This window comes from Rhodococcus sp. TAF43 (assembly GCF_052113525.1).
Lineage (GTDB): Bacteria > Actinomycetota > Actinomycetes > Mycobacteriales > Mycobacteriaceae > Prescottella.
This window is the reverse complement of sequence record NZ_JBFRDL010000002.1, coordinates 1-25,777: the sequence shown is the minus strand read 5'-3', so window position 1 is coordinate 25,777 and position 25,777 is coordinate 1. Positions and strand designations below refer to the sequence as shown.

At 69.1% G+C, this 25,777-nt stretch carries 26 protein-coding genes and 1 pseudogene; 10 read left to right on the top strand and 17 right to left on the bottom strand.

Annotated features, from left to right (window positions below; all coding sequences use genetic code 11):
* The first annotated feature begins 57 nt into the window (after positions 1-57).
* Entirely contained in the window at positions 58-1,485 is a 1,428-nt protein-coding gene (locus AB4Z09_RS01600) for an MFS transporter (RefSeq protein ID WP_174909144.1), read from the top strand.
* Here AB4Z09_RS01600 and AB4Z09_RS01595 read toward each other — a convergent pair.
* Positions 1,482-1,970 (bottom strand): general stress protein, encoded by a 489-nt coding sequence (locus tag AB4Z09_RS01595; protein ID WP_114718457.1) that lies wholly within the window; start codon positions 1,968-1,970, stop codon positions 1,482-1,484. The two genes, AB4Z09_RS01600 and AB4Z09_RS01595, sit on opposite strands and share 4 nt — an antisense overlap.
* Before the next feature lie 96 nt (positions 1,971-2,066).
* Positions 2,067-3,029, bottom strand: a complete 963-nt coding sequence (locus tag AB4Z09_RS01590) for an HpcH/HpaI aldolase/citrate lyase family protein (RefSeq protein ID WP_429516457.1) — start codon at positions 3,027-3,029, stop codon at positions 2,067-2,069.
* 56 nt (positions 3,030-3,085) lie between these two features.
* Here AB4Z09_RS01590 and AB4Z09_RS01585 point away from each other — a divergent pair, with 56 nt between their 5' ends.
* The 4 genes and pseudogenes from AB4Z09_RS01585 to AB4Z09_RS01570 form a co-directional block, all read left to right on the top strand.
* Positions 3,086-4,360 (top strand): magnesium transporter MgtE N-terminal domain-containing protein, encoded by a 1,275-nt coding sequence (locus AB4Z09_RS01585; RefSeq protein ID WP_114718455.1) that lies wholly within the window; start codon positions 3,086-3,088, stop codon positions 4,358-4,360.
* A complete protein-coding gene (locus AB4Z09_RS01580) occupies positions 4,353-4,886 on the top strand; it encodes a DUF1003 domain-containing protein (RefSeq protein WP_114718454.1) in 534 nt (177 codons plus the stop codon). The genes AB4Z09_RS01585 and AB4Z09_RS01580 overlap by 8 nt, the downstream gene beginning before the upstream one ends.
* A gap of 238 nt (positions 4,887-5,124) precedes the next feature.
* On the top strand, positions 5,125-6,156 hold the full coding sequence (locus tag AB4Z09_RS01575; RefSeq protein WP_254622858.1) for a lytic transglycosylase domain-containing protein: 1,032 nt from the start codon (positions 5,125-5,127) through the stop codon (positions 6,154-6,156).
* A 22-nt stretch (positions 6,157-6,178) separates the two neighbouring features.
* Positions 6,179-7,097, top strand: a pseudogene (locus tag AB4Z09_RS01570) (P-loop NTPase); the annotation flags it as partial.
* Between the two features lie 28 nt (positions 7,098-7,125).
* Here the strand turns inward: AB4Z09_RS01570 and tatB are convergent.
* The 4 genes from tatB to sigE form a co-directional block, all read right to left on the bottom strand.
* Positions 7,126-7,530 carry a Sec-independent protein translocase protein TatB gene (tatB, locus tag AB4Z09_RS01565; protein WP_442239023.1) on the bottom strand — a complete coding sequence of 135 codons (405 nt, stop codon included), beginning with the start codon at positions 7,528-7,530 and terminating at the stop codon, positions 7,126-7,128.
* Between the two features lie 82 nt (positions 7,531-7,612).
* Positions 7,613-9,133 carry a S1C family serine protease gene (locus AB4Z09_RS01560; RefSeq protein WP_174909136.1) on the bottom strand — a complete coding sequence of 507 codons (1,521 nt, stop codon included), beginning with the start codon at positions 9,131-9,133 and terminating at the stop codon, positions 7,613-7,615.
* A gap of 79 nt (positions 9,134-9,212) precedes the next feature.
* Positions 9,213-9,572 carry an RNA polymerase subunit sigma-70 gene (locus AB4Z09_RS01555; RefSeq protein ID WP_174909134.1) on the bottom strand — a complete coding sequence of 120 codons (360 nt, stop codon included), beginning with the start codon at positions 9,570-9,572 and terminating at the stop codon, positions 9,213-9,215.
* A gap of 17 nt (positions 9,573-9,589) precedes the next feature.
* Complete coding sequence (sigE, locus tag AB4Z09_RS01550; protein ID WP_114718449.1) at positions 9,590-10,261, bottom strand: RNA polymerase sigma factor SigE; 672 nt, start codon at positions 10,259-10,261, stop codon at positions 9,590-9,592.
* A 330-nt stretch (positions 10,262-10,591) separates the two neighbouring features.
* Between sigE and AB4Z09_RS01545 the strand changes: the two genes are divergently transcribed.
* A complete protein-coding gene (locus AB4Z09_RS01545; protein ID WP_174909133.1) occupies positions 10,592-11,224 on the top strand; it encodes an O-methyltransferase in 633 nt (210 codons plus the stop codon).
* 39 nt (positions 11,225-11,263) lie between these two features.
* On the opposite strand, the gene glgC is transcribed toward AB4Z09_RS01545, so the two are convergent.
* Complete coding sequence (gene glgC / locus AB4Z09_RS01540; protein WP_114718447.1) at positions 11,264-12,478, bottom strand: glucose-1-phosphate adenylyltransferase; 1,215 nt, start codon at positions 12,476-12,478, stop codon at positions 11,264-11,266.
* A 99-nt stretch (positions 12,479-12,577) separates the two neighbouring features.
* Here glgC and glgA point away from each other — a divergent pair, with 99 nt between their 5' ends.
* Positions 12,578-13,750, top strand: a complete 1,173-nt coding sequence (glgA, locus tag AB4Z09_RS01535; protein WP_174909131.1) for a glycogen synthase — start codon at positions 12,578-12,580, stop codon at positions 13,748-13,750.
* Here the strand turns inward: glgA and AB4Z09_RS01530 are convergent.
* The 10 genes from AB4Z09_RS01530 to dapE form a co-directional block, all read right to left on the bottom strand.
* Positions 13,723-14,577 (bottom strand): putative RNA methyltransferase, encoded by an 855-nt coding sequence (locus AB4Z09_RS01530; RefSeq protein ID WP_174914555.1) that lies wholly within the window; start codon positions 14,575-14,577, stop codon positions 13,723-13,725. The genes glgA and AB4Z09_RS01530 overlap by 28 nt on opposite strands.
* 110 nt (positions 14,578-14,687) lie before the next feature.
* On the bottom strand, positions 14,688-14,855 hold the full coding sequence (locus AB4Z09_RS01525; protein ID WP_003931055.1) for a DUF3117 domain-containing protein: 168 nt from the start codon (positions 14,853-14,855) through the stop codon (positions 14,688-14,690).
* Positions 14,856-15,008: 153 nt separating this feature from the next.
* Positions 15,009-15,608, bottom strand: coding sequence for a DNA-3-methyladenine glycosylase I (locus tag AB4Z09_RS01520; protein ID WP_254622857.1), 600 nt, complete (start codon positions 15,606-15,608; stop codon positions 15,009-15,011).
* Entirely contained in the window at positions 15,605-15,949 is a 345-nt protein-coding gene (locus AB4Z09_RS01515; RefSeq protein ID WP_114718445.1) for a DivIVA domain-containing protein, read from the bottom strand. The genes AB4Z09_RS01520 and AB4Z09_RS01515 overlap by 4 nt, the downstream gene beginning before the upstream one ends.
* 50 nt (positions 15,950-15,999) lie before the next feature.
* Complete coding sequence (locus AB4Z09_RS01510; protein ID WP_114718444.1) at positions 16,000-16,923, bottom strand: glucosyl-3-phosphoglycerate synthase; 924 nt, start codon at positions 16,921-16,923, stop codon at positions 16,000-16,002.
* Entirely contained in the window at positions 16,920-17,837 is a 918-nt protein-coding gene (gene folP / locus AB4Z09_RS01505) for a dihydropteroate synthase (protein WP_174909129.1), read from the bottom strand. Before folP ends, AB4Z09_RS01510 begins: the two co-directional genes overlap by 4 nt.
* A 29-nt stretch (positions 17,838-17,866) precedes the next feature.
* The gene (locus AB4Z09_RS01500; RefSeq protein ID WP_174909127.1) at positions 17,867-19,642 is read right to left on the bottom strand and encodes a long-chain-acyl-CoA synthetase; all 1,776 of its coding nucleotides are present in this window, start codon (positions 19,640-19,642) and stop codon (positions 17,867-17,869) included.
* A 103-nt stretch (positions 19,643-19,745) separates the two neighbouring features.
* Positions 19,746-20,300: a TIGR00730 family Rossman fold protein gene (locus AB4Z09_RS01495; protein ID WP_114718441.1), complete on the bottom strand. Its 555-nt coding sequence runs from the start codon at positions 20,298-20,300 to the stop codon at positions 19,746-19,748.
* Positions 20,294-21,100: a TIGR00730 family Rossman fold protein gene (locus tag AB4Z09_RS01490; protein WP_174909123.1), complete on the bottom strand. Its 807-nt coding sequence runs from the start codon at positions 21,098-21,100 to the stop codon at positions 20,294-20,296. The genes AB4Z09_RS01495 and AB4Z09_RS01490 overlap by 7 nt, the downstream gene beginning before the upstream one ends.
* Before the next feature lie 35 nt (positions 21,101-21,135).
* Positions 21,136-22,233 carry a succinyl-diaminopimelate desuccinylase gene (gene dapE / locus AB4Z09_RS01485; protein ID WP_114718575.1) on the bottom strand — a complete coding sequence of 366 codons (1,098 nt, stop codon included), beginning with the start codon at positions 22,231-22,233 and terminating at the stop codon, positions 21,136-21,138.
* Positions 22,234-22,352: 119 nt separating this feature from the next.
* Between dapE and dapD the strand changes: the two genes are divergently transcribed.
* The 3 genes from dapD (at position 22,353) to AB4Z09_RS01470 (ending at position 25,602) form a co-directional block, all read left to right on the top strand.
* Positions 22,353-23,315, top strand: coding sequence for a 2,3,4,5-tetrahydropyridine-2,6-dicarboxylate N-succinyltransferase (gene dapD, locus AB4Z09_RS01480; protein WP_114718439.1), 963 nt, complete (start codon positions 22,353-22,355; stop codon positions 23,313-23,315).
* A gap of 10 nt (positions 23,316-23,325) precedes the next feature.
* Entirely contained in the window at positions 23,326-24,714 is a 1,389-nt protein-coding gene (locus AB4Z09_RS01475) for an amino acid permease (RefSeq protein ID WP_174909117.1), read from the top strand.
* 78 nt (positions 24,715-24,792) lie between these two features.
* Positions 24,793-25,602, top strand: a complete 810-nt coding sequence (locus AB4Z09_RS01470; RefSeq protein WP_174909115.1) for an enoyl-CoA hydratase — start codon at positions 24,793-24,795, stop codon at positions 25,600-25,602.
* Positions 25,603-25,777: the final 175 nt, after the last annotated feature.

Below are 25,777 nucleotides of genomic sequence, written 5' to 3'. Positions count from 1 at the left end.
GCGCACACCTTGCTCCGCCCTTTGCTCGATCTCGTTCAGATTCGTCCAGGAGTCCCCTTGCCCCGCAATGAAACCCGCCCGCCCGGCACCGCCCTGACCGCCACGCTCTGCTTCGTCATCCTCGTCGCGTCGGTCCAGCAGACCATCGTCATCCCCCTGTCCGGTGTGATCGGCCACCAGCTCGACGTCGACACGACCGCGATCGGCTGGACGCTCACCGCGAGCTTCCTCGCGGCGGCGGTCACCACACCGATAGCGGGCCGGATGGCGGATCTGCGCCGCAAGCGGACGGTCCTGCTGGGCGTCCTGGTGATCGTGCTGGTCGGGTCGATCATCGGGGCCGTCACCGAGTCGCTGCCGTGGCTGCTGGTCGCACGCGTGCTGCAGGGTCTGTCGTTCGCAGCCTTCCCGGTGAGTATCGCGATTCTGCGCGACGAGTTCACGCCGAAGCGGCTGACGTCCGCGATGGGCCTGCTGTCCGGCACGCTCGGTTTCGGCGGCGCCATCGGCATGGTCCTGACCGGACTGCTCGTCTCGGAGGGCACCGACTACCGACGAGTGTTCTGGCTCGCGACAGGCATGACGATCATCGCGCTCGTCGGCGTCGTCGCGACGGTGCCGTCCCGCCCGAACCCCACCCCCGGTCGGGTGGACTGGGCCGGCGCCGCACTGCTCGGCGCGGGGCTGGTGCTGCTGCTGATGCCGCTGGCCGAGGGCGTCCGGTGGGGCTGGACCTCGCCCGCGACGATCGGCTGCGCCTTCGGCGGCCTCGTCGTGCTGGGCGTCTGGTTCGCCCTCGAACGCCGGATCGGCCAGCCGCTCGTGCCGACCGAGATGCTCACTCGCCGGCCCGTGCTGTTCACCCACCTGGCCGGTCTGCTCGTCGGCGCCGGAATGTTCGTCAACGTCACGGCGGTGATGTACTTCGTGCAGAGTTCCCTCGGGGTCGCCGGCTACGGCTTCGACGCCGATCCGATGCGCGCCAGCGTGATGTTCATCCTCCCCGGCGCGACCGTGGGCGTGATCGCGTCGATCTGCAGCGGCATGCTCATCACCCGGTTCGGCCCGCGCAGCGTGATGGCGGCGGCATCCGTGCTCGGGGTGCTCGGGTTCGGTTCGATGATCGTGGCGCACGAGCACGCGTGGCAGGTGGTGTGCGCGTCGATGCTGATGTGCGCGTTCACGAGCCTGTCGTACGCGTCCCTGCCCGCGTTGCTGGTCGCGGAGGTGGAACCGGGCCTGACGGGCGTCGCCAACAGCGTCAACTCGATCGCCCGGACCGTCGGCAGCAGCGTCGCGAGCGCCCTGTTGGCGACCCTGCTCACGACCCACACTGCCGCCGGTGTAGCCACGGTGGACGCCTACCTGATCGCGTTCGCGATCGGTGCCGGATGCGCTGTGGCCGCGACCCTGCTGGTGTTCCTCGCTACCGCGAAGTCCCACCGGCGCCGGCAGGCCGGTGCGGAAGCGGCGCCGGTCGGCTAGAGCGCAAGCTTGGCCAGCATGTCGCGGGCGGACTCCGCCGTCTTCGGGTCGCACAGCACGTCGTAACGTCCGGCCACCAACTGCATCGTCGACGAGAAGTCGCGCGTGCCACGGGCCGCCGCGTACGGGATTGTGGTGGAGATCAGCCCGAAGATGATGCCGCCGAACACGCCCACCAGCAACGGTCCGAGGAATCCGCCGGTGAAGATGCCGAGCAGGAGGCCGAAGAACACGCCCAGCCAGGCACCCGAAACGATGCCGCCACCAATGACTTTGGCCCAGGTCAGCCTGCCGAGCACGCGCTCGACCTGCATCAGGTCGACGCCGACGATCGTGACGTCCTCGACCGAGAACTCCTGATCCGACAGGTAGTCCACGGCGCGCTGCGCCTCGGCGTACGTCGGATACGAACCGATGGGCCAGCCGGTGGGCGGCGTCGGTAGCCCGCGGCCCTGTCGGTTCGGCTGCGAGAGTGGATTCGTCATCGTCTTCGTCTCTTCTGCTCGGGGGCGTGCGATATGTCCGGTTCTACCGATGTCCGGTTCTTGATATCAATTGTGCCCGCACCGAGCGACGAGCGCCTACCCGTTCGCGGGCGGCGTGAACGCCGACGTGCGCGCCATGCCGGCCGCGCGCCCCTTCGCCGAGATCACCAGGGCCATCTTGCGGCTCGCCTCGTCGATCATCTCGTCATCGAGCATGACCGCACCGCGTCCGCCACCCTCCGCGGAGGTGTGGAACTGGTAGGCGTCGAGGATCATCTCCGCCTGGTCGAAGTCTTCCTGCCGCGGGCTGAAGACCTCGTTCGCGGCGTCGATCTGGGTGGGGTGCAGGACCCACTTGCCGTCGAACCCCAGTGCGGCCGTCCGCTGCGCGGAGCGACGGAACGCGTCGACGTCCCGGATCTGCAGGTACGGGCCGTCGATGGCCTGCAGGTCGTGCGCCCGCGCGGCCATCAGGATCGTCATCAGGATGTGGTGGTAGGCGTCGCCGCGGTCGTACCCGTCGGGCTGCTCGCCGACCACGAGCGTGCGCATGTTGATGCTGGCCATGAAGTCCGCCGGACCGAACACGAGCGTCTGGACGCGCGGGCTGGCGGTCGCGATCGCGTTGATGTTCGTCAAGCCGATCGCATTCTCGATCTGCGGTTCGATGCCGATCCGGCCCACCTCGAGGCCGTTGGCCTTCTCGATCTGCGTCAGCAGCAGGTCGAGGGCCTGAACGTGACTGGCGTCGGGCACCTTCGGCAGCAGCACGGCGTCGAGATTGGCGCCCGCGCCGCCGACAACGGTCGCGATGTCCGCGTGGGTCCACTCGGTGGTCCAGTCGTTGACCCGCACCACCTTGATCTGCTCGCCCCACCCGTCCTCGTTGAGCGCGTCGACGATCCGCGCCCGCGCCTCGGCCTTCGCGATCGGCGCCACCGCGTCCTCGAGATCGAGGAAGATCTCGTCGGCAGGCAGACCCTTCGCCTTGTCGATCATCTTCCGGCTCGAACCCGGCACCGCCAGGACGGACCGACGCGGCCTGATACGAGAAGTCATGACCGACGGCCCTCCGAATTCAGTGGATCACACAGCAAGGATCTAGCCTTTTCATCATGGCAGCTGTGAACAAGGTATTCGCAGCCAGGCTCGCCGGCCTGGTGGTTCTCGGACCGGACGGCGAGTCGATCGGGCGTGTGCGGGACGTGGTCCTGACGATCCGAATAGGCCGACAACCGCCCCGGGTGCTGGGCCTGGTCATCGAAATGTTCACGCGCAAGAGAATTTTCGTGCCCATGCTCCGCGTCACCGCGATCGAACCGGCGTCGGTCACCCTCAAGACCGGCAACGTCAGTCTGCGCCGCTTCACCCAGCGTCCGACCGAGATCCTGGCACTCGCCCAGGTTCTCGATTCCCGCGTCCGGATCGACGATCCGGAGGTCACCGAGACCATCGGAACCGACGCGGTGATCGTCGACCTCGGGATCGAGCTCACCCGCACCCGCGACTGGGTGGTGTCCCGGGTCGCGGTGCGTGCTCCGCGCGGGCGACTCGGCCGCCGCTCCGCGATCCACGTCGTCGACTGGCAGCACGTGCACGGGCTGACCCCGACCGCGCTGTCGATGCCGGGCCAGGGCGTCTCCCAGCTGCTGATGCAGTTCGAGGGCATGCGCCCCGCCGACGTCGCGCACGCGATGCGCGAGCTGCCCGAGAAGCGCCGCCACGAGGTGGCATTCGCGCTCGACGACGAACGCCTCGCCGACGTCGTGCAGGAGCTGCCCGCCGACGACCAGACCGACCTGCTGCTCCACCTCGAGGTCGAACGCGCGGCGGACGTGCTCGAGGCGATGGACCCCGACGACGCCGCCGACCTCCTCGGCGAGCTCCCCGAGACCGACGCCGAGTCGTTGCTGCAGCTGATGGATCCGGAGGACTCCGCCCCGGTCCGTCGTCTCCTCGAGCACTCCCCCGACACCGCGGGCGGTCTCATGACGCCCGAGCCGGTGGTCCTGACGCCGTCCACGACGGTCGCCGAGGCGCTGGCCCGCGCCCGCAACGCCGACCTGACCCCCGCGCTCGCCAGCATGGTCTTCGTGGTGCGGCCACCGACCGCGACGCCGACCGGGCGATATCTGGGGTGCGTCCACCTGCAACGGCTGCTCCGCGAGCCGCCCGCGAGCCTTGTCGGCGGCGTGCTCGACGACGACCTGCCCCGACTCGATCCCGAGGACTCGCTCGCCACCGTCACGCGGTACTTCGCCACCTACAACCTGGTGTGCGCGCCCGTCGTCGACGACGAGCACCATCTGCTCGGCGCGGTGACCGTCGACGACGTGCTCGACCACCTCCTGCCGACGGACTGGCGTGAAGAGGAGGCCGGCGATGAGTGAGCCGACCGGACGCCAGCGCCTCGAGACCCCCCGCGGGACTCGCGGGCTGCGCATGCACTTCGACGTCGAGGCCGTGGGCAGGGTGAGCGAGAGCATCGCACGGTTCCTCGGCACCGGCCGTTACCTACTGATCCAGACCGTGATCGTGATCGTGTGGATCGCGCTGAACATCTTCGCGGTGAGCCTGCAGTGGGATCCCTACCCGTTCATCCTGCTGAACCTCGCGTTCTCGACGCAGGCCGCGTACGCCGCGCCGCTGATCCTGCTGGCTCAGAACCGGCAGGAGAACCGCGACCGCGTCTCGCTCGAGGAGGACCGGGCGCGCGCCGAACAAACCAAGGCGGACACCGAGTTCCTGGCCCGCGAGCTGGCCGCGCTGCGGCTGGCGGTGGGCGAGGTCGCGACCCGGGACTACCTGCGCCGCGAACTCGACGACCTCAAGCAGATCCTCGCCGAACGCGACGCCCGACAGGACGACGACGGCGAACCCGGTCCATCCCCGAAGGCTCGCCCCGCGCGCAAGTAGCCCGGACACAGCGGACGATCCCCGCGGGTGCCACGGTTCCCCGACACGACCCGTCACCGATATGTAACGTGTGTCACATCGTTCGAGATGTATCCGACGGAACGCTCGGAACGAGGTACGTGAGCGTGGATGCAGGGTTCCTGCAAGGAGGGGTTGTCGAGTGCGTGTGCGTGGAACTGTCGGAGTGTCGGCCCTCGTCCTTGCCGGATTCGTGACAGCAGCGTCATCGATAGGTGGCGTGTTCGAGGCTCCCCCCACCGAGTCCGCGTCGGCCGCGGCGACCCACGACCTGGATCCCACCACCGAGCCTCCGGCCGCGCAGGCCGCCCTCATCCCCACCGTGGGGCTGGTCCCCGCCGCACCCCGGCCCGAGCGTCAACTGCGCACCGCGAAGCCGGCCGCGACGCCGACGATCCCGGACCCGGCGAGCCTGCTGCCCGGCGCCGCGCCGCGCTCGGTCCCGGTCCCCGTGGTGGTCGGCCCGCTCGGCATCCCGGAGATCGTCCTCAACGCCTACCGGTCGGCCGAGCTGACGATGGCGAGCACCCAGCCGGGTTGCGGACTGCAGTGGAACCTCCTCGCCGGCATCGGGAAGATCGAATCCGGCCACGCGGGTGGCGGCCAGACCGACGCGGCCGGCACCACCGTCACACCGATCCTCGGCCCCACCCTCAACGGACACCTGGCCGGCAACGAGATCATCACCGACACCGATCGCGGTCTGCTCGACGGTGATCCGACGCACGACCGCGCCGTCGGGCCGATGCAGTTCATTCCGAGCACCTGGGCGCGCTACGCGTCGGACGGCAACGGCGACGGCGTCGCGGACCCCAACAATGTCTTCGACGCCTCCCTCGCGGCGGCGCGGTACCTGTGTGCCGGCGGCCTCGATCTGAACGACCCGGCCCAGGCGTCGCGCGCCGTGCTGCGCTACAACAACTCGGCCTCGTACATGGCGAACGTCCTCGGATGGTCGGCGGCCTATCGGACCGGCGGAACAGCCGCCCCGTCGGTTCCCGTCACCCCCGCACCGCCCGAGCGGTCCCCCGATTCGGAGGCGGCATCGGTGGCCGCCGTGGCTCCCGAGTCCACGTCGGCCACACCGCCCACCGCACCCGCGGCACCGCCTGCCGAGCAGGTCCCCGCACCTGCGCCCGCGCCCATGCCCCTCCCCGTCATCCCCGGGCTTCCGCCGCTGCCGTGCCTCGTCTTCTGCCCGCCCGCCGCACCGGCGGAGGCACCCGCACCCCCACCGGGCCCGGTCGCATAACGGCGCCGCCTACCATGGGGGCATGGCAGCCCTGAGCGAGACCGCCGTCCGCACCGCACTGTCGCGGGTGCAGGACCCCGAGATCCGTAAACCCATCACGGAACTCGGGATGGTCAAGAGCATCGAGATCGGCGACGACGGCAGTGTCGACATCGGCATCTACCTCACCACCGCGGGTTGCCCGCTGCGTACCGAGATCACCGAACGCGTGACCAAGGCCGTCGCGGACGTCGAGGGCGCGGGCACGATCCGCGTCGACCTCGACGTGATGAGCGACGAGCAGCGGACCGAGCTGCGCCGCTCGCTCCGCGGCGACACCACCGAGCCGGTGATCCCGTTCGCCCAGCCCGGCTCGCTCACCCGCGTCTACGCGGTCGCGTCCGGCAAGGGTGGCGTCGGAAAGTCCAGCGTCACAGTGAATCTCGCTGCGGCCATGGCCGCGAAGGGCCTGTCGGTGGGCGTGCTCGACGCCGATATCTACGGCCACTCCGTGCCCCGCATGCTCGGCACCGATGCCAAGCCCACCCAGGTGGAGCGGATGATCATGCCGCCGCAGTCCCACGACGTGAAGCTGATCTCGATCGCCCAGTTCACCCAGGGCAACACCCCGGTCGTGTGGCGCGGACCGATGCTGCACCGCGCGCTGCAGCAGTTCCTCGCGGACGTCTTCTGGGGCGATCTCGACGTGCTGCTGCTGGACCTGCCGCCCGGCACCGGTGACGTCGCGATCTCCGTCGCACAGCTCATCCCCGGCGCCGAGATCCTCGTCGTCACGACGCCCCAGCAGGCCGCGGCCGAGGTCGCCGAGCGGGCCGGCGCGATCGCGCTGCAGACCCGCCAGCGCATCGCCGGTGTCGTGGAGAACATGTCGTGGATGGAACTGCCCGACGGCACCCGTATGGAGGTGTTCGGCTCGGGTGGCGGGCAGGCCGTGGGGGCCCTACTCGTGTGTACGTGGCGGCCGGTCGGCTACGTGGCGTCCGGGTCGACCGGCGGGCGCTCGTTCGCCGCGAGGGGCGGCGACGAGGGCGCCTGCTTCGACAACGACGGGCCCGTGGACCCGTTCGCGAAGGGCTTGCCGCCGAAGGTCCCGCTGATGATCGAGTCGTCACCGTCGAGCAGGTGCTTGGTGATGACCGCGCGCGGCGTCATGCCGCGCAGCTGGTTGAGGTCGGACAGCGGCTTGCGGAGATCGTCGAACTCCGGTCCCAGCTCGTCCTTGAGTTGCTGGCTGGCGCCGCCCGCGTAGTCCCGGACCTGACGCATCGTCTTGGTGACCCAGCTGACGGCGCCAGGAAGCCGCTCGGGTCCGAGGATCACGAGCGCTGCGATGAGGAGCACCATGAACTCGCCCCAGCCGATGTTGCCAAACACGGGTTCAGAGTACGTGCCCGACGCCGGAATCGCTCGTGTGATCCGCAAATATCACATGCCCGTCACATACTGGACGCTCACATCAGTCCGATGTGGGCGTCACCTGGACGTCGACGAGCCGCCCGGAGCGGACCAGCTGCACCTGAACCTGCTGACCGACCGTCTGGTCGTGCACGGCCACGACCAGCTCGTCGGCGCTCGCCACGGTCCGATCACCGACCTTGACGATCACGTCGCCCTCGACGATGCCGGCTTCCTCCGCCGGACTTCCGGACTGCACGTTGGCGACCTGGGCACCGCTGGTCGCGTCGTTGATGACCGTGCGGGCGTTGACGCCGATCTCCGGATGGTGCATCACGCCGTTGCGGATCAGTTCCTGCGCGACCGCCGTGACGTCGTCGATCGGGATGGCGAAGCCGAGACCCACCGAGCCGCCGCTCTCGGATCGGATCGCCGAGTTGATGCCGATCACGCGGCCCTCCATGTCGACGAGGGGGCCACCCGAGTTGCCGGGGTTGATCGCGGCGTCGGTCTGGACGGCGTCGATCACGGCGTCGGTGTCGGTGCCCTCGCCGCTGAGCCGCACCGGACGCTGGAGTGCGCTCACGATGCCCCGGGTCACGGTCTTGTTCAGACCCAGCGGGGAGCCGACCGCCACGACGTCCTGGCCCACCCGCACGTCGTCGGACCGGCCGAGGTCGGCGACAGTCAGGTTCTCCGCCTCGGTCTTGAGGACCGCGAGGTCGGTCTTGATGTCGCGGCCGACGATCTGCGCCGGCACCTTCGTGCCGTCGGAGAACGTGACGCGGATCGTCGAGTCCCCCGGATTGGTCGCGGCCATCGAGATGACGTGATTGTTGGTGACGACGTAGCCCGCGCCGTCGACGACGACGCCCGAACCGGTTCCGGACTGATCACCCTGTGCCACCTGGATCGACACCACCGACGGCAGGACGGCGTCGGCGACGGTGGCGATCTGCCCCTGCGGGGCGTCTTCGCCGCCGCCGGACTGCGACAGCGTCACCCGATCGCTCGTGAGGGACCCCCGGTCCGACGTGACCGCGGTGGCGATCAGGCCGCCCACCAGGCCGATCGCGAGCGCGGTGGCCGCCAGGGCCACGAGCGCCTTCCGTTCGATGCGTTCGCCCAACAGGACGTCACGGATGCCGAGCTTGGGGGCGTCCGACAGCGGCGCGGGACCGGTGGCGGCCTCGGCTGGAGCGCCGAGCCGGACGGGGGCCTCGGGATCGCGCCACGGATCGCCGTCCGGTGCGTCCTCGGGGACGTCGGGTGGGCCCTCGGGGCCGCGCTGCAGCGAATGTGGCTCACCGGCGGGACGACCGAACGCCTCCGCCATGACCGCGTCGGGCGCACCGAGGCGGAGCGTGGGCGCGCCGGTGGCGCGGTGCTCGGCCTCCGGCACGAAGGAACCGCTCACGCCCGCGGGACGCCCGAACGCGTGTTGTGCCGTGGGGTCGACGTCGGGGCGATACACAGGGCGGGGAGCCAGCCGCGGCCCGTCTTGACGGGCGGAACCCGCGTGCCCGCCGGTGTCCGGGGTGTCGCCGTCAGCCGTCCCCGGCGTGCTCGAATCAGCCGTCACGCGCGCATGTCCCCCTCGTGTGCGTCAGTCACGCATGCCAGTATCACCGATCAGGACAGCGGTGTGCCGGGAGGCACCGTCAGCGGCGCCGACGGAACGGCCAGCGACGGGAAATGTCGCTGTCCCGGTCGAACGAGATGATGCCCGGAGCGGAATCCCGTGCGGGCGTGTCCTCGGGGTCGGGCACGTGACAGCGCGGAATCTGGCTCAGCAGACCGAGCAGGGAACTGGGCATGGCGACCTCGCCGGCATGCCGCAGCGCGATCCGCGCCTGCTGCTGGGCATCGACCTCCGCGGCGCAGTCGGGACACAAGGCCAGGTGCTGGGAGGCACGCAGATACGCATTCATGCGGAGTTCGCCGTCCACGTACGAGGCGATCGCCTCGCTCGCCAGGTGTTCAGTGGAGCCGAACTGACGAGGTCTGCGCGCCTGCGTCATCAAACCCTCCTGCACCACTACCCGACACCGATCTGATCGGAGTCAACCTTCCCATTCGCGGCCAGGTGGTCACGCAATGCCTGTCGTCCGCGATGAATCCTGCTGCGAACAGTACCCAGCTTGACTCCCAGTGTCGCACCGATCTCCTCGTACGACAGTCCCTCGATGTCACACAGGACCACCGCGGCACGGAACTCGGGAGCCAGCGAATCCAGCGCCGACTGCAGGTCGGGTGCCAGACGCGCGTCGTGGTAGATCTGCTCGGGGTTCGGCGAATCCGACGGGACCCGGTCGTAGTCCTCGGGCAGCGCCTCCATCCGGATGCGGTTGCGACGACGCACCATGTCCAGGAAGAGGTTCGTGGTGATCCGGTGCAGCCAACCCTCGAACGTGCCGGGCTGGTAGTTCTGCAGCGACCGGAAGACACGGATGAACGTGTCCTGCGTCAGGTCCTCGGCGTCCTGCGCGTTGCCCGAGAGGCGGTAGGCCAGCCGGTAGACGCGGTCGCCGTGCTCGCGGACCAACTCGTCCCACGACGGCATCGCGGCCCGGTCACCCGTAGCGTCGAACGCGGCCGTGCCGGTCGGTTCGGGGCATTCGACATCGATGCCGACTGCGGACACACCAGAATCTGTGCCCGCCGCGATTCCTTCGGCGGTGTCGGTGGGTGTGCGTTCGGCATTGATCATCAGGATGGGTGGATCCTCCTACTCAGGACCGCTGATCACGAGACACGGGATTGCGGAGGTTCAACTACCGAGAACTCGGAATTGTTCCCACCGCCCGCGAGGAGCGTGATCTTCACGCCGTGCGGTCTAGTCGTCCGGCGTTGCACTCAGCCTGTCGTACCCCGATATGTGCGCACTATGAACAAGCTGAGCGGGGGCTGAGAATTCTGCCGAGGCGAGCCTCGCGATGTCACCGAGGTGGGCCTCACAATGGCGCCGAGGCGAGCCTCGACGGGTCCAGACGAGCGAGCCTCGAGGAATCGGGAACGCGGCGCGGCTAGCCTCTATTGCGTGCACACGAACGCCGAACGGATTCTCACCCACACCGAGGACACGATCCTCGAGGACGAGATGCTGACCACCGCACGGGACCGAGCCGCGGAACTCGGTGCCGAGCCGGTACCTGCGCCGGTCGGTGCCGCACTCGCGCTCTTCACCAGGATGCTCGATGCGAAGACCGTTGTCGAGGTCGGAACCGGCGCCGGCGTCAGCGGGTTGTGGCTGCTCCGTGGCATGCGCGAGGACGGCGTCCTCACCACGATCGACAGCGAACCCGAACATCAGCGTGCCGCCAAGCAGGCGTTCCGAGTGGCCGGCATCGCGCCGTCCCGGACCCGCCTGATCAACGGCCGCGCCCTCGATGTTCTGCCGCGCCTCGCCGATTCGGCCTACGACCTGGTGTTCGTCGACAACTGCCCTGCCGACCACCCGCACTTCGTCCGTGAGGGCGTGCGGTTGCTGCGCCCGGGTGGCGTGATCGTGCTCCACAACGCGCTGCTGGGCGGCCGTGTGGCCGATCCGGGCCAGCGCGATGCCACCACGGTCGCGGTCCGGGAGGCCGCGCGGACCATCGCCGACGACGACCGGCTCACCCGCGTGCTGTTCCCGGTGGGCGACGGTCTGCTCTGCGCCGCCCGGCACTGACGCCCAGGCCACCGGCCTGGACGCGCGGTCCGGCGGCGGCTAGATCCACACGCCCTTTCCGATCGTGACGACGCCGCCGTTGCTGACGGCGAACCGTTGGCGGTCCCGTTCGAGGTCGACACCGATGATCTCGCCCTCGCCGACCACGACGTTCTTGTCGAGGATGGCGCGGCGTACCACGGCACCCTTGCCGACCCGGACGCCGGGCATCAGGACGCTGCCCTCGACGGTGGCGCCGTCCTCGACCATGACGTTGGAGCTGAGCACCGAGTTCCGGACGGTGGCCGCGGACAGGATCGACCCGGCACCGACGACGGACTCCTGTGCCAGTCCGCCCTTGACGAATTTCGCCGGCGCCAGGTTCTCGGCACCGCCCCGGATCGGCCAGCGCCGGTTGTAGAGGTTGAACACCGGATGGACGGAGACGAGGTCCATGTGCGCGTCGTAGAACGCGTCGATGGTGCCCACGTCCCGCCAGTACCCGCGGTCACGGTCCGTCGCGCCGGGGACCACGTTGTTCTTGAAGTCGTAGACCGACGCGAGCCCGGCGTCGACGAGCGCCGGAATGATGTCGCCGCCCATGTCGTGGTCGGAATCGGAGTTCTCGGAGTCGGCGCGGATCGCGTCGACGAGAACCTTCGTGGTGAAGACGTAGTTGCCCATCGAGGCGAACGTCACATTGGGGTCGTCGGGCGTTCCCGGCGGGTGTGCGGGCTTCTCGAGGAACTGGGTGATCCGGCCGGTCTCGTCGCTGTCGATGCATCCGAACGCGAACGCTTCGCTGCGCGGTACCCGGATCCCGGCGACGGTGACCCCCGCGCCCGAGTCGATGTGATGCTGCACCATCTGCTCGGGATCCATCCGGTACACATGGTCGGCACCGAAGACGACGATGTACTCGGGATCCTCGTCGTAGACCAGGTTGAGGGATTGGAAGATCGCGTCGGCGCTGCCCGTGTACCAGCGGGGGCCCAACCGCTGCTGCGCAGGTACCGGGGTGATGTACTCGCCGGCGAATCCGGACAGCCGCCACGTCTGCGAGATGTGCCGGTCGAGGGAATGCGACTTGTACTGGGTGAGCACGCAGATCCGTAGGTACCCCGCATTCACCAGATTGCTGAGCACGAAGTCGATGAGGCGGTAGGCGCCACCGAAGGGGACTGCGGGCTTGGCGCGGTCAGCGGTGAGCGGGTACAAGCGCTTACCCTCGCCACCGGCGAGCACGATCCCGAGCACATGGGGCTGACTCCTCACACCCGTCAACCTATCGGCCAGCCCCGACCGCCGCCAGCATTGCCCCGAACAGGCGGGGTCGTGCTGGCCGGAACGGGTTCCGGCGGTTACGTTTAGCCGGTGCGGGTCGCGATGATGACGAAGGAGTACCCCCCGGAGATCTACGGTGGCGCCGGTGTCCACGTCACCGAACTGGTCACCCACCTGCAGCGGCTGTGCGATGTCGACGTGCACTGCATGGGTGCGCCCCGCGACGGTGCGTTCGTCCACGGCCCCGATCCCGCCCTCGCCGGCGCCAATCCGGCCCTGAGCACCCTGTCGGCCGAACTGCGGATGGCGTACGCCGTGGGCGGCGCCGACGTCGCGCACTCGCACACTTGGTACACCGGTCTCGCCGGGCATCTGGCGGGCGAACTCTACGACGTCCCGCACATCGTCACCGCGCACTCCCTGGAGCCGCGGCGGCCGTGGAAAGCCGAGCAGCTCGGTGGCGGCTACCGGGTGTCATCGTGGTCCGAGCGCAACGCGATGGAGCACGCCGACGCGGTGATCGCGGTCAGCGCGGGCATGCGTGCCGACGTCCTCGACACGTATCCGGCGATCGATCCGGCCCGGGTGCACGTGGTGCACAACGGCATCGACGCCGGCGCGTGGTATCCCGGTCCGGCCGAGCCGAACGCCGTCTCGGTGCTGGCGACACACGGCATCGATCCCGCGCGGCCCATCGTGGTCTTCGTCGGACGGATCACCCGGCAGAAGGGGCTCGGCCATCTGGTCGCCGCGGCACACGACTTCGACCCGGCGATCCAGCTGGTGTTGTGCGCGGGTGCACCCGACACCGCCGAGTTGGCCGCGGAAACCGAGGCGGCCGTCGCGCGCCTCACCGCGCGACGCGGCGGGGTCTTCTGGATCCGGGACATGCTCCCCACCACGCAGGTGCGGGAAATGCTCTCCGCCGCGACGGTATTCGTGTGCCCGTCGGTGTACGAACCGTTGGGGATCGTGAACCTCGAGGCCATGGCGTGCGAAACCGCGGTGGTCGCCTCCGACGTCGGCGGGATTCCCGAAGTGGTGGAGGACGGCGTCACCGGTCGGCTGGTCCACTACAACTCGTACGAGCCGGGGGCGTTCGAGCACGCGCTTGCGGCAGCCGTCAACGAGGTGGCGACCGATCCGGACCGAGCCGCGGAGATGGGGCGGGCGGGCCGGCTGCGGGCGACGGCGGAGTTCTCGTGGGCCCGTATCGCGCAGCAGACCCTGGACGTCTACACCGAGGTCCTCGACCGCCGATAGGTCGAGACGACCACCGATGCCGTCACCGGGAACGGTTGGGGCAGCGCCGCGATCGCATCGGTTCGGCGCTCGGCCGTGAGATGACGGGCGGACGGCCCCATTCCCACGAGGTTCTCGAGATCCCGGTGCGAGAGCATCATCCGGGTCTCGACGGGCGTGCGGTGAACCCGTTCGAACCGTCCGGCGACGGTCTCTCCCAGCCGCTCGACCTTGCGGTCGTCGACCCTGACCATGCCGAGCAGCTCCACGAGCTCGACGAGGTGCCGGTCCGTGGGTGTGAGCACGACGAGGGTGCCCCCGTCCGTCAGAACCCGGTCGATCTCGGCGGCGTTGCGCGGCGCGAAGATCGAGAGGACATGAGTGAGGGCGGCGTCCTGCACGGGCAGTTGCCGCCACACATCGGCGACGACGGCGGCGGCACGCGGATGCGCCCGGGCCAGTCGCCGCGCCGCGGGCTTGGAGACGTCGAGCCCGATGCCCTGCGCGGACGCCGACGCGTCCAGGACGCGGGCGAGATAATGCCCGGTGCCGGCACCGATCTCGAGGATGCGGGGATCGACACCGTCGTCCGTCGTCTGCACGACGGCCTCGGCGACCGCGGTCATGAGCGGGTCGAAGTGCCCTGCGTCGAGGAAATCGCAGCGCGCAGCGATCATCTCGGGGCTGTCCCCGGTGAACTTGGTCGCGGCACCGGTCAGCAACGTGACGTATCCCTGCCGCGCGATGTCGAAGCTGTGGCCACGCGCGCACACCAGGGCACGATCGGCCAGATCCAACTCGTCGCCGCACTGCGGGCACGCGAGTAGCGCGCACACATCCGCCAGCACCTGTACCGCCGTGCCCTTTCCGGAGATCACCCGTTCGTCCGATCACGCATCAACGTCTCCGGCCGGGTCGTCTTGCCGACCCGGCCGGAACGCCGAAGAGGGTTGATCCGCTAGCTGGTGACACCCTTGAGTTCGTCCCCGAGCGCTGCTGCTTCCTCCGGGGTGAGTTCGACGACCAGACGTCCACCGCCCTCGAGTGGAACCCTCATGACGATTCCTCGTCCCTCTTTGGTTGCCTCGAGGGGACCGTCCCCGGTCCGGGGCTTCATGGCCGCCATCCTCTGCTCCCTCCAAATCTGCGCCGGACTTTTCTAGCGCCTCGGGTTACCGTGGATACCTCGCCAGCAATTAGCGAGGCTCTGGAGTCCATTCTTCCCTATCGAGTGGGTTGCCGGGAAGCTGAGGCACAAAACCACCCGAATCAGACAGCGTCACAGGCCGGGTTCCACCCAGCACGCCGCGATGTGGTCGTCGACCATCCCGGTGGCCTGCATGAGCGCATATGCCGTGGTAGGGCCCACGAAACGAAAGCCCCGACGTTTCAGTTCCTTGGCCATCGAGGTGGACTCGGGCGTGACCGCCGGAACATCGTCGACTCGCTCGAACCGCCGCGCGCGCCGCGGCGGTTCGAACGACCACAACAGCGTGTCGAGATCGGTGTCGGCCAAATCCAGGACCGCACGGGCATTGCCGATCACGGCCTCGATCTTCGCCCGGTTCCGGACGATCCGTGCGTCGCCCAGCAAGCGGTCGACGTCGGACTCCGTGTAGGCCGCGACGATCTCGGGGTCGAAGTCCGCGAACGCGTCCCGGAACGCCGGCCGCTTGCGCAGGATGGTGATCCAGGACAGCCCCGACTGGAACGCCTCGAGGCACAGCCGCTCGAACAATTCGTCGCGGCCGTGCAGCGGCTGCCCCCACTCGAAATCGTGGTAGTCGCTGTAGATTCGGGAGCCGTCGGTGTCGGTGGCCCAGGGGCAACGCACCCGCTCTTCCGGCGGTGCGCCGACGTCGATCCCGACGGCGCTCACCGCTCCGGCTCCGCACTGTCGGACCCGTCCGCGGCCTCGCCGCGATCGGCCGGCGCAGGGCCTACCCGAGTCTCCAATTGCGCTCTCAGGGAATCGATCTCCCGACCGAGACGGTCGAGCGCCCAGTCCACCTCACTCGCCTTGTACCCGCGCAGCGTCTGCTGGAATCGGAGCGCGCGCACGTCGGAGCCGGTGACGCCCTCGGCGGGGAGCACCGTCGCGGTGGTGCCGGCCGGCAGCGGCGGCAACTCCTCGGAACGGCCGAACACCATGCTCGCGGCGAAGTACAGCAGGCCACCGACCAGCACCATGATCAACAGGTACAGAAGGACCGTCAGCATGCCCCGATACTGTCACGAACCACCGACAGGAACGTCGCCGCGCGCGGCAGTCAGGGACGGATCGTGTTCATCGGCGGCCGATCGGTGAGCGCGACGTCGGTCCGGGCGGGCACGAACGAGTCTCCGTCCACCAGGAACTGGGTCAGACCGCCGCCGGTGTCCTCGACACCGCACCGGCGCAGCATCGTGCCGATGATCTGGCGGCTCATCACGCCGAGTTCGGACAGCGGCCGGTTCCGGTGCTTGCGCACACCCAGATTGACCTGGCCGATCGCGCCGAGCCCGAGACGGTCGTAGGTGTCGAGCAGCAGCCCGATCTCGACGCCGTAGCCGGGCGCGAACGGCACCGACGACAGCAGCTCACGCGTGCCGGCGTACTCGCCACCGAGCGGCTGCAGGACGCACGTCAGTTCGGGACGCAGCGCCGCGAGCATCGGCCGGGCCACCAGTTCGGTCACCCGCCCTCCGCCGTTGGCGTCCTCGGTGCCGCTGACCCGCAACGGACGTCGGTAGTAGCCCTTGACCAGATGGATCCCGTCGACCGTGAGCAGCGGACCCAGCAGCTTGGGGACGAACGCCGGATCGGGCTCGACCAGGTCGGAGTCGACGAAGGCGATGAGGTCACCGGTGCTCGCGGCGATGGAACGCCACAGCACCTCGCCCTTGCCCGGCACCGGAGCGAGTCCCGGGACGGCGTCCTCCCGGCTGATCACCGTCGCCCCGGCGGCCGCGGCGCGCTCGGCCGTCGCGTCGCACGAGCCCGAGTCCAGGACGATCAGCTCGTCGACGAGTCCGCCCAGCAGCGGGTGGATGGTGTCGACGACACCGGCGACCGTCTTCTCCTCGTTGAGGGCCGGCAGCACCACCGACACGGTGCGCCCGGCCTTGGCCCGCTCGAGTTCCGCGATGCTCCAGACCGGGTGGTCCCAACTGTTGGCGTCCGTCCAGGTGCGCGACGCTTCGGTGATGCTCATGCCAACCCCCGTACGGTGCGGACGGGTTGCCTGGTTCCCATGATCGCGGCGACCATGTCGACCACACGCCGGGTCGAGGCAACCTCGTGGACGCGGAATACGCGGGCCCCACCGGCGGCCGCCAGAGCAGTCGCCGCCAGGGTTCCCTCCAACCTCTCGGCCAGTTCCACACCCAGAGTCTCCCCGATGAAGTCCTTGTTGCTGAGCGCCATCAGCACGGGCCATCCGGTCTTAACGAGATCTTCCACGCGACGCAACAATTCGAGCCCGTGAAAGGTGTTCTTCCCGAAATCGTGGGTGGGATCGATCAGGATCGAGTCCGCCCGCACCCCCAGCCGCGACGCGTGTTCGGCCGCGGCGACCACCTCGCCGACGACGTCGGCGACCACGTCGGTGTAGCGGACGCGGTGCGGGCGCGTGCGCGGTACCGCTCCCCCGGTGTGCGAGCAGACGATCCCGGCACCGAGTTCGGCCGCGACCTCCACCAGTTCGGGGTCGGCCCCCGCCCACGTGTCGTTGATCAGGTCGGCACCCTCACCGCACGCGAGTCGGGCGACCTCGCTGCGCCACGTGTCCACGCTGATGATCACGTCCGGGTAGCGCGCCCGGATCGCCTCCACGAACGGCACCACGCGGCGCGTCTCCTCCGCGGCGTCGACGAGCGCGCCGGGGCCCGCCTTCACGCCCCCGATGTCGACGAGATCGGCACCCTCCGCGACCGCGCGATCGACCGCCGCCATCGCCGCCTCGTCCGAGAACGTCGCACCGCGGTCGTAGAAGGAGTCCGGGGTGCGGTTGACGATCGCCATCACGAGGGCGCGATCGGTCACGACCGGCCTGCCACACAGGGTGGGCAGGACGTGTCCGGGGGCCGAGACGGCCGAGTCGTCGCCGGAGGCGGGGCGCGGTGCCATGCCCCCATAGTCGCATGAGCGGGAGGACGTTACGCCCGGGGAGCATTGCCCTCGGCGACATCACGCACGTATCCGTCGTATGCGGGCCGGTAACCCTCACCCCGGCCGGCGAGCACGTACAGCTCGTCGACGGTCGACGAGTACCCCTCCTCGCGCAGTTCCACCTTGCGGCTCTTGAAAGTCGACGTCGTCTCGAGCGAGTCGACGACACGCACGAACAGGGGGATCGCGTACGCCGGCAGCCGGGTGTACAGCTCCTCGGCGAGCCGAACGCCGTCGAGCGCGTGACCCGAGCGCACCGTCACCGCCGCCATCCCCGCCTTGCCGTCCGTGCCGGGCACCGCGACGCCGTACACCACCGACTGCTCGATCGCGGGGTGCGCGGACAGCGCCCCCTCCACCTCGGTGGTCGCGACGTTCTCGCCCTTCCACCGGAACGTGTCACCCAGACGGTCCACGAACGCGACGTGCATGAAGCCCTGGCTGCGCACGAGATCGCCGGTGTCGAACCAGCAGTCGCCGTCCTTGAATCCGTCCCGCACCAGCTTCTTCTCGCTGGCCTCCGGGTCGGTGTAGCCGTCGAACGGCGCCCGATCGGTCACCTTCGACAGCAGCAGCCCCACCTCGCCGGTGCCGACGCGCCGCAGCCTCCCCTTCGGGTCGCGGCGCGCACGCCCGGTCTCGGGGTCGAACTCCACCACCGCGTACGGCAGCGGGCACACCCCTGCGGTGCGGTCGACGCCGAGGGCGTTGACGAACGCGATGTTGCACTCGCTGGCGCCGTAGAACTCGGCGACTCGCTCGATGCCGAAGCGCTCGGTGAACTCGGTCCAGATCTCCGGCCGGAGCCCGTTGCCGACCATCAGGCGGATTCCGTTGTCGCGGTCGTTCGCCCTGGGCGGCTGGTTGAGGAGGTACCGGCAGACCTCACCGATGTAGACGAACGCGGTGGCCCGGTTGGCCTTCGCGTCGTCCCAGAACCGGGAGGCGGAGAAGGTGCGTCCGATCGCGATCGCGGCTCCGGCGGAGAGCACCGACGACAGCGACACCGTCAACGCGTTGTTGTGGTACAGCGGCAACGCACAGTACAGAGTGTCGTTGCGGCGCAGTCGAACTCCCATCGCGCCCAGCCCGGACATGCTCTTGAGCCACCGGAAGTGGCTCATCAGGCTGGCCTTCGGCAATCCGGTCGTGCCCGAGGTGAAGATGTAGAAGGCACGCTCCGTGCCCCGGATGTGCTCGCACACAGCGGGGTTCGACGAGTCCGCATCCTGCGCGAGTCGGTCCAGATCGACTGCGGCCAACACAGCCTTCGCGTGCACCTCGCTCCCCAGTGAGGCGATCGCCTCGCCGCACTCCTCCCCCACCACCAGCACCCGGCTGTCCAGCACGGACAGGCTGTGCGCCAGCACATCGGCGCGCTGATTGTGGTTGAGCATGCCCGCGACCGCGCCGAGTTTGACCACCGCCAGGGTCAGCAGCAACGTCTCGGGCCGGTTCTTCATGAGAATCCCGACGACGTCGCCGCGCCGGACGCCGTGCCGTACGAGGACGTCGGCGTAGCGGTTGACCCGAGAATTGGCATCCCCGTAGCCGATCGACTCGCCTTCGAAGCGAATGAACGGCTGATCCGGCTGGCGGCGGGCCAGTTCCTGGAACACCCGGCCGATCGACTCGCGCGACTCCGGCTTGCGGGTCATCCCCAGCGCCCCGCGCGCCAGGCTGGGGAGTTCGGTCGCCATCCGCGGCAGTTGCAGCGCGAGCTGCACGAGACTGATCGTCGAAGCGGTGGCGTCTGAACTCATCGGCATCCTTGTCGGAAGGGGCAGGGAGGGTCGAAAGGGGACGTTTCTTACTCCACAGTAACCTTTACGACCCGCCCCCGGAACCCCTCGACAGGAACCGTTTTCAGCGCACGCAGGCGTCCAGCGCGGATTCGACGTCGCCCGTGACGATCAGCCCGTCAAGTGCACGCTGCGCGACGAACCCCTGACCGCGCAGCCCCTCGAGCCAGTGCAGCAGTCCGCGGAAGTGGTCGACGGGATCGAGCATCACCACCGGCTTCTCGTGCATACCGAGGTATCCGGCGGTCCAGGTCTCGAACAGTTCCTCGAGGGTGCCGATCCCACCGGGCAGCGTGATGAATGCGTCGGCGCGGTCCTCCATGATGCGCTTGCGTTCACGCATCGTGTCGGTGACGATCAGCTCGTCGGCGTCGACGTCCGCAACCTCCTTGTGCACCAGCGCCTTCGGGATGACGCCGACGGTCCACGCGCCCGCTTCGCGGGCCGCGGTCGCGACGGCGCCCATCATCGAGACGTTGCCGCCGCCGGATACCAACTGCCATCCCCGGCGGCCGATCGCCGTGCCCACCTCGGATGCCAGCTGGAGGAACTGCTGATCCACGGGCCCCGACGCGCAGTACACGCAGACGCTGAACTTCTTGTCGCTCGTGCTCACCACTCGTCCTCGTCTCCCAGCAGTGCCGCCTCGTCCACGCCGTGCTGCGACTCGACGACGATCCGGACCGCCTCCTCGACACTGTCGGTGACATGGATGAGATCGGCGTCCCCGGGCGAGATCTTCCCGGTCCGCTCGAGAGTGCCGCGGACCCAGTCGATCAGCCCGCCCCAGAACTCCGTGCCGATCAGCACGATCGGGAACCGGGTGATCTTGCGGGTCTGCACCAGCGTCAGCGCCTCGAACAGCTCGTCGAGAGTGCCGAATCCGCCGGGAAGGCAGATGAACGCCTGCGAGTACTTCACGAACATCGTCTTACGCGCGAAGAAGTAGCGGAAGTTGATGCCGAGATCGACCCACTCGTTGAGTCCCTGCTCGAACGGCAACTCGATGCCGAGGCCGATCGAGTATCCGCCGGTCTCGCTGGCGCCGCGGTTGGCGCCCTCCATGACACCGGGTCCGCCGCCGGTGATGATCGCGAATCCGGCCGCCGCGAGCGCCGTGCCGAGTTCGCGCGCGGCGGCGTACTCGGAGGTGCCCTCCCCCGTCCGGGCCGACCCGAACACGGTCACGGCGCGCGGCACCTCGGCGAGCGCGCCGAAGCCCTCGATGAACTCGCTCTGGATCCGCAGTACCCGCCACGGATCGGTGTGCACCCAGTCCGTAGGCCCGCGCTGGTCGAGGAGCCGCTGGTCGGTGGTGGTCGCCTCCACCTTGCGGTCGCGCCGCAACATGATCGGACCGCGGTGTTTCACCGAGGAACTACTGCGCCGGGCGGCCCCGGTCTTCCTGTCTGGTGCCATGCGGGCAAGGCTAGCCGTTCACCCGCGGCGCACACCTACGCGCTGAGGTACCCGCGCAGCACCCGCGTGACGTCGGTGATCTGCTCCACCGGGACGTGCTCGTCCCGCTTGTGCGCCAGGTTGGGATCGCCGGGACCGTAGTTGACCGCGGGGATACCGAGCGCCGAGAACCGGGATACGTCGGTCCAGCCGTACTTGGCGCGATACTGCCCGCCGGCGGCCTCGATCAGCGCCGCGGCCGCGGGGTTCGACAGACCCGGCAACGCGCCGGGCGAGCTGTCGGTGACCTCGAAGCCGAGCTCGAGACCGCCGAGCGCCGACGGCTCGAACACCTCGCGCACGTGCTCGACGGCCTGCTCCACGCTGCGGTCGGGCGCGAAGCGGAAGTTGACGTCCATCTCGGCGGCGTCGGGCACGACGTTGCCCGCGACCCCGCCCGCGATCCGCACCGCGGACAGCCCCTCCCGGTAGACACAGCCGTCGATGTCCACGGACCGCGCCTCGTACGCCGACAACCGGTCCAGCACCGGGGCGAACTTGTGGATCGCGTTGTCGCCGAGCCACGATCGCGCCGAATGCGCGCGCACACCCGACGTCGTCAGGCGCACCCGCAGCGTGCCCTGACACCCCGCCTCGATGAACCCGGCCGTGGGCTCGCCGAGGATCGCGACGTCCGCGGCCAGCCACTCGGGCAGGTCACGCTCGATGCGTCCGAGCCCGTTGTACTGCGCGGCGATCTCCTCGCAGTCGTAGAACACCAGCGTCAGATCGTGCGCGAAGTCGGAGATCGTCGCGGCCAGGTGCAGGAAGACCGCGTCGCCGGACTTCATGTCGACGGTGCCGCAGCCGTGCAGCAGGTCGCCCCGCTCGTCGGTCGTGCGCCGGCTCGGAACGTTGTCGGCGATCGGCACGGTGTCCAGGTGACCGGCGAGCATGACCCGGCTCGGCAGCCCGCGGGCGGTGCGGGCGAGCACCGCGTTGCCGCTGCGGATCACCTCGAACCCGGATGTCTGTTCGCGCAGCGCGGCCTCGACGGCGTCGGCGATGACGCCCTCGTCCTGCGACACGCTGGGGATGTCCACGAGCGCGGTGGTGAGGTCGATGGGGTCGGCGTGCAGATCGAGGATGCTCACGGCTTCCAGGTTAGGTGCCCTGTCCACCAGGGCACCCGACCGGTCGGAACGCGCGGTCGGGATCACAATCGGCTCACCGCCCCGGACGGCCTCGCACACCTCGCGTAACCTGTGCACCCGTGAGTGCACAGGGAGCATCTGCAGTAGGCGTCGCCAACGTGACCGAGTCGGGCACGGTTCTCGACACCTGGTACCCGGCCCCCGAGCTGGGCGAGTACGAGGGCGGCACCGTCGCCGGAACCGTCGCGCTCGAGGGCACCGACATTCCGTCGGACCTCGCTCTGCTCGCCGGCCACGACGAAGCCCGTGAGGTCAAGCAGGTCGTGGTGCGCACCACGATCACGGACCTGTCCGCGCCGCCGGTCGACGCGCACGACGTCTACCTGCGTCTGCACCTCCTGTCGCACCGCCTGGTGCAGCCGCACGGCGTCAACCTCGACGGCCAGTTCGGTCTGCTCGCGAACGTGGTGTGGACCAACTTCGGCCCGTGCGCCGTGGACGGCTTCGAGCTGGTCCGCTCGCGGCTGCGGATCCGCGGCGCGGTCACCGTGTTCGGTGTCGACAAGTTCCCGCGCATGGTCGACTACGTCGTCCCGGCCGGTGTGCGCATCGCCGACGCCGACCGCGCCCGCCTGGGTGCCCACCTGGCGAGCGGCACCACCGTCATGCACGAGGGCTTCGTGAACTTCAACGCCGGCACGCTCGGCAGCTCGATGGTCGAGGGCCGCATCTCCGCGGGCGTCGTCGTCGGTGACGGCTCCGATGTCGGTGGTGGCGCCTCGATCATGGGCACGCTGTCCGGTGGCGGCAAGCAGGTCATCTCCGTCGGCGAGCGCTGCCTGCTCGGCGCCAACGCCGGCCTGGGCATCTCGCTCGGCGACGACTGCGTCGTCGAGGCGGGCCTCTACATCACCGCCGGCACCAAGGTCACCGGCCCGGACGGCACCGTCGTCAAGGCCGCCGACCTGAGCGGCCAGTCGAACATCCTGTTCCGTCGCAACTCCGTCTCCGGCGCCGTCGAGGTGGTGCCGTGGAAGGGCACGGGCGTGGAACTGAACGCAGCACTGCACGCCAACGACTGATCCGCAGCTTGTGAGCTCCACCGAAACCCCAGTCCGATTAGGGCACGGCCTCAAGGTCCGTCATCTGACGATGATGGGCCTGGGGTCGGCCATCGGCGCCGGTCTCTTCCTCGGGACCGGCGTCGGGATCGCGAAGGCCGGCCCCGCGGTCCTGATCTCCTACGTGATCGCCGGTTTCGTCGTGGTGTGCGTCATGCGCATGCTCGGCGAGATGGGCGCCGCGCTGCCGGCGAGCGGATCCTTCTCGCACTACGCGCGCATCGGCATCGGCGAATGGGCCGGCTTCGTCATGGGCTGGCTGTACTGGTTCATGCTGATCATGGTGCTCGGCGCCGAGATCACGGGCGCCTCGGCGATCGTCAACGACTGGATGCCCGGTGTGCCGCAGTGGGTGATCGCCCTCGTCTTCGTGACGTTCTTCGCGGTCGTCAATCTCGCCAAGGTCAGCAACTTCGGCGAATTCGAGTTCTGGTTCGCGGCCCTCAAGGTCGCCGCCATCATCGGTTTCCTCGTCGTCGGTGTGCTGCTCGTCTTCGGCCTGCTCCCGGACACCGATCCGGTCGGATTCACGAACCTGCTCGGTGAGGGCGGATTCATGCCCAACGGATTCGCGGGTATCGCGGCGGGCCTGCTGGTCGTGGCATTCGCGTTCGGCGGCATCGAGATCGTCACGATCGCCGCGGCCGAGTCCGAGGACCCCGAGCGCTCGATCGCCACGGCCGTCCGCACCGTCATGTGGCGGATCAGCGTCTTCTACATCGGCGCGATCGGCATCATGGTCCTGGTCCTGCCGTGGAACGATCCCGGCCTGCAGGACGGCCCCTTCGTCGCCGTGCTCGAGCGGGCCAATCTCCCGTACGTCTCCGGCCTGATGGAACTGGTCGTGGTGATCGCGCTGCTGTCCGCGTTCAACGCGAACGTCTACGGCACCTCCCGGATGGCGTTCTCGCTCGCCCGGCGGAACGACGGCCCGGCACCGCTCGCGAAGCTCTCGACGACCGGCGTGCCCACCAATGCGGTGGTGCTGTCGGTGTTCTTCGGCTTCGTCAGTGTCCTGCTGAACTGGCTGCTGCCCGACGACCTGCTCGGCATCCTGCTCAACGCGGTCGGTGCGGCGCTGCTGGTGATCTGGGTGTTCATCGTCATCTCGCACCTTCGGCTGCGGCCGCAGCTCGAGCGCGAGGGCAAGCTCACCGTGAAGATGTGGCTGTTCCCGTACCTGAGCTACCTCACGCTGGCACTGCTCGCCGCGTTCGCCGTGCTGATGATGTTCGACGACGACGCCCGCGACCAGTTGATCGCCACGGCGGGGCTGTTCCTCCTCATTCTGCTGCTGTCGGTGATCAATTCGCGCCGCCGGGCGCGGAAGGACGCGGCCGTCGAGGACCCCGCGATCTAGGTCGCGAGAACGGGCACACCGGACGCTCCTGCGGCGTAGGGTCGGCGCACAATCGCCCCCGGGACCGTAGGAGATCCGTTGAGCTTCATCCTCGTCGAACGGCCGCGCGAGAACGTGGCGCTGGTGACCCTCAACCGTCCGGAACGCATGAACGCGATGGCGTTCGACGTCATGGTCCCGTTCAAGGAATCGCTCGAGGCGATCAGCAGCGACAACTCGGTGCGCGCCCTCGTGCTGACCGGGGCGGGCCACGGCTTCTGCTCCGGCGCCGACCAGACGTCCGCGGGCAGCCCGCCCCACATCGACGGGCTCACCCGACCGTCGATCGCGCTGCGGTCGATGGAGATGCTCGACGACGTCGTGCTCACGCTGCGCCGCATGCACCAGCCGGTGATCGCGGCGGTCAACGGCGCCGCGATCGGTGGCGGCTTCTGTCTGTCGATGGCGGCGGACATCCGGCTGGCCGCGCCGGAGGCGTACTTCCGGGCGGCCGGCATCAACAACGGTCTGACCGCGAGCGAGCTGGGCCTGAGCTACCTGCTGCCCCGCGCGATCGGATCGTCGCGCGCGTTCGAGATCATGCTCACCGGCCGGGACATCGACGCCGACGAGGCCGCACGGATCGGACTGGTGTCGCGCATCGTCGCGCAGGAGGATCTACTGGACGACGCGTTCGACCTGGCGCAGCGGATCGCGTCGTTCTCCCGCCCCGGCATCGAGCTGACCAAACGAACGCTGTGGTCGAGCCTGGATGCGTCGTCGATGGCGCAACACATGAACCAGGAGGGACTCGGGCAGCTGCTCATCCGGCTGATGACCGACAACTTCGAGGAGGCGACCCTCGCACGGCGCGAGAAGCGGGATCCGGTCTTCCGCGACGCCAGGTAGGTTCCGCCGCGACAGAAGGATGCCACCTAGGGCATGTCTGAAAAATGACCAGCCCTGGCGCTAGGTGTCTTCAACACCGTCCTCACCCCGCTGCAGCAGGACCACTCCGTGGTGTTCCCGGGCGCGGTACGGCCTGCTGCAACGTGGCGGCGACCCATCCAAGGGCCGCCAGGGG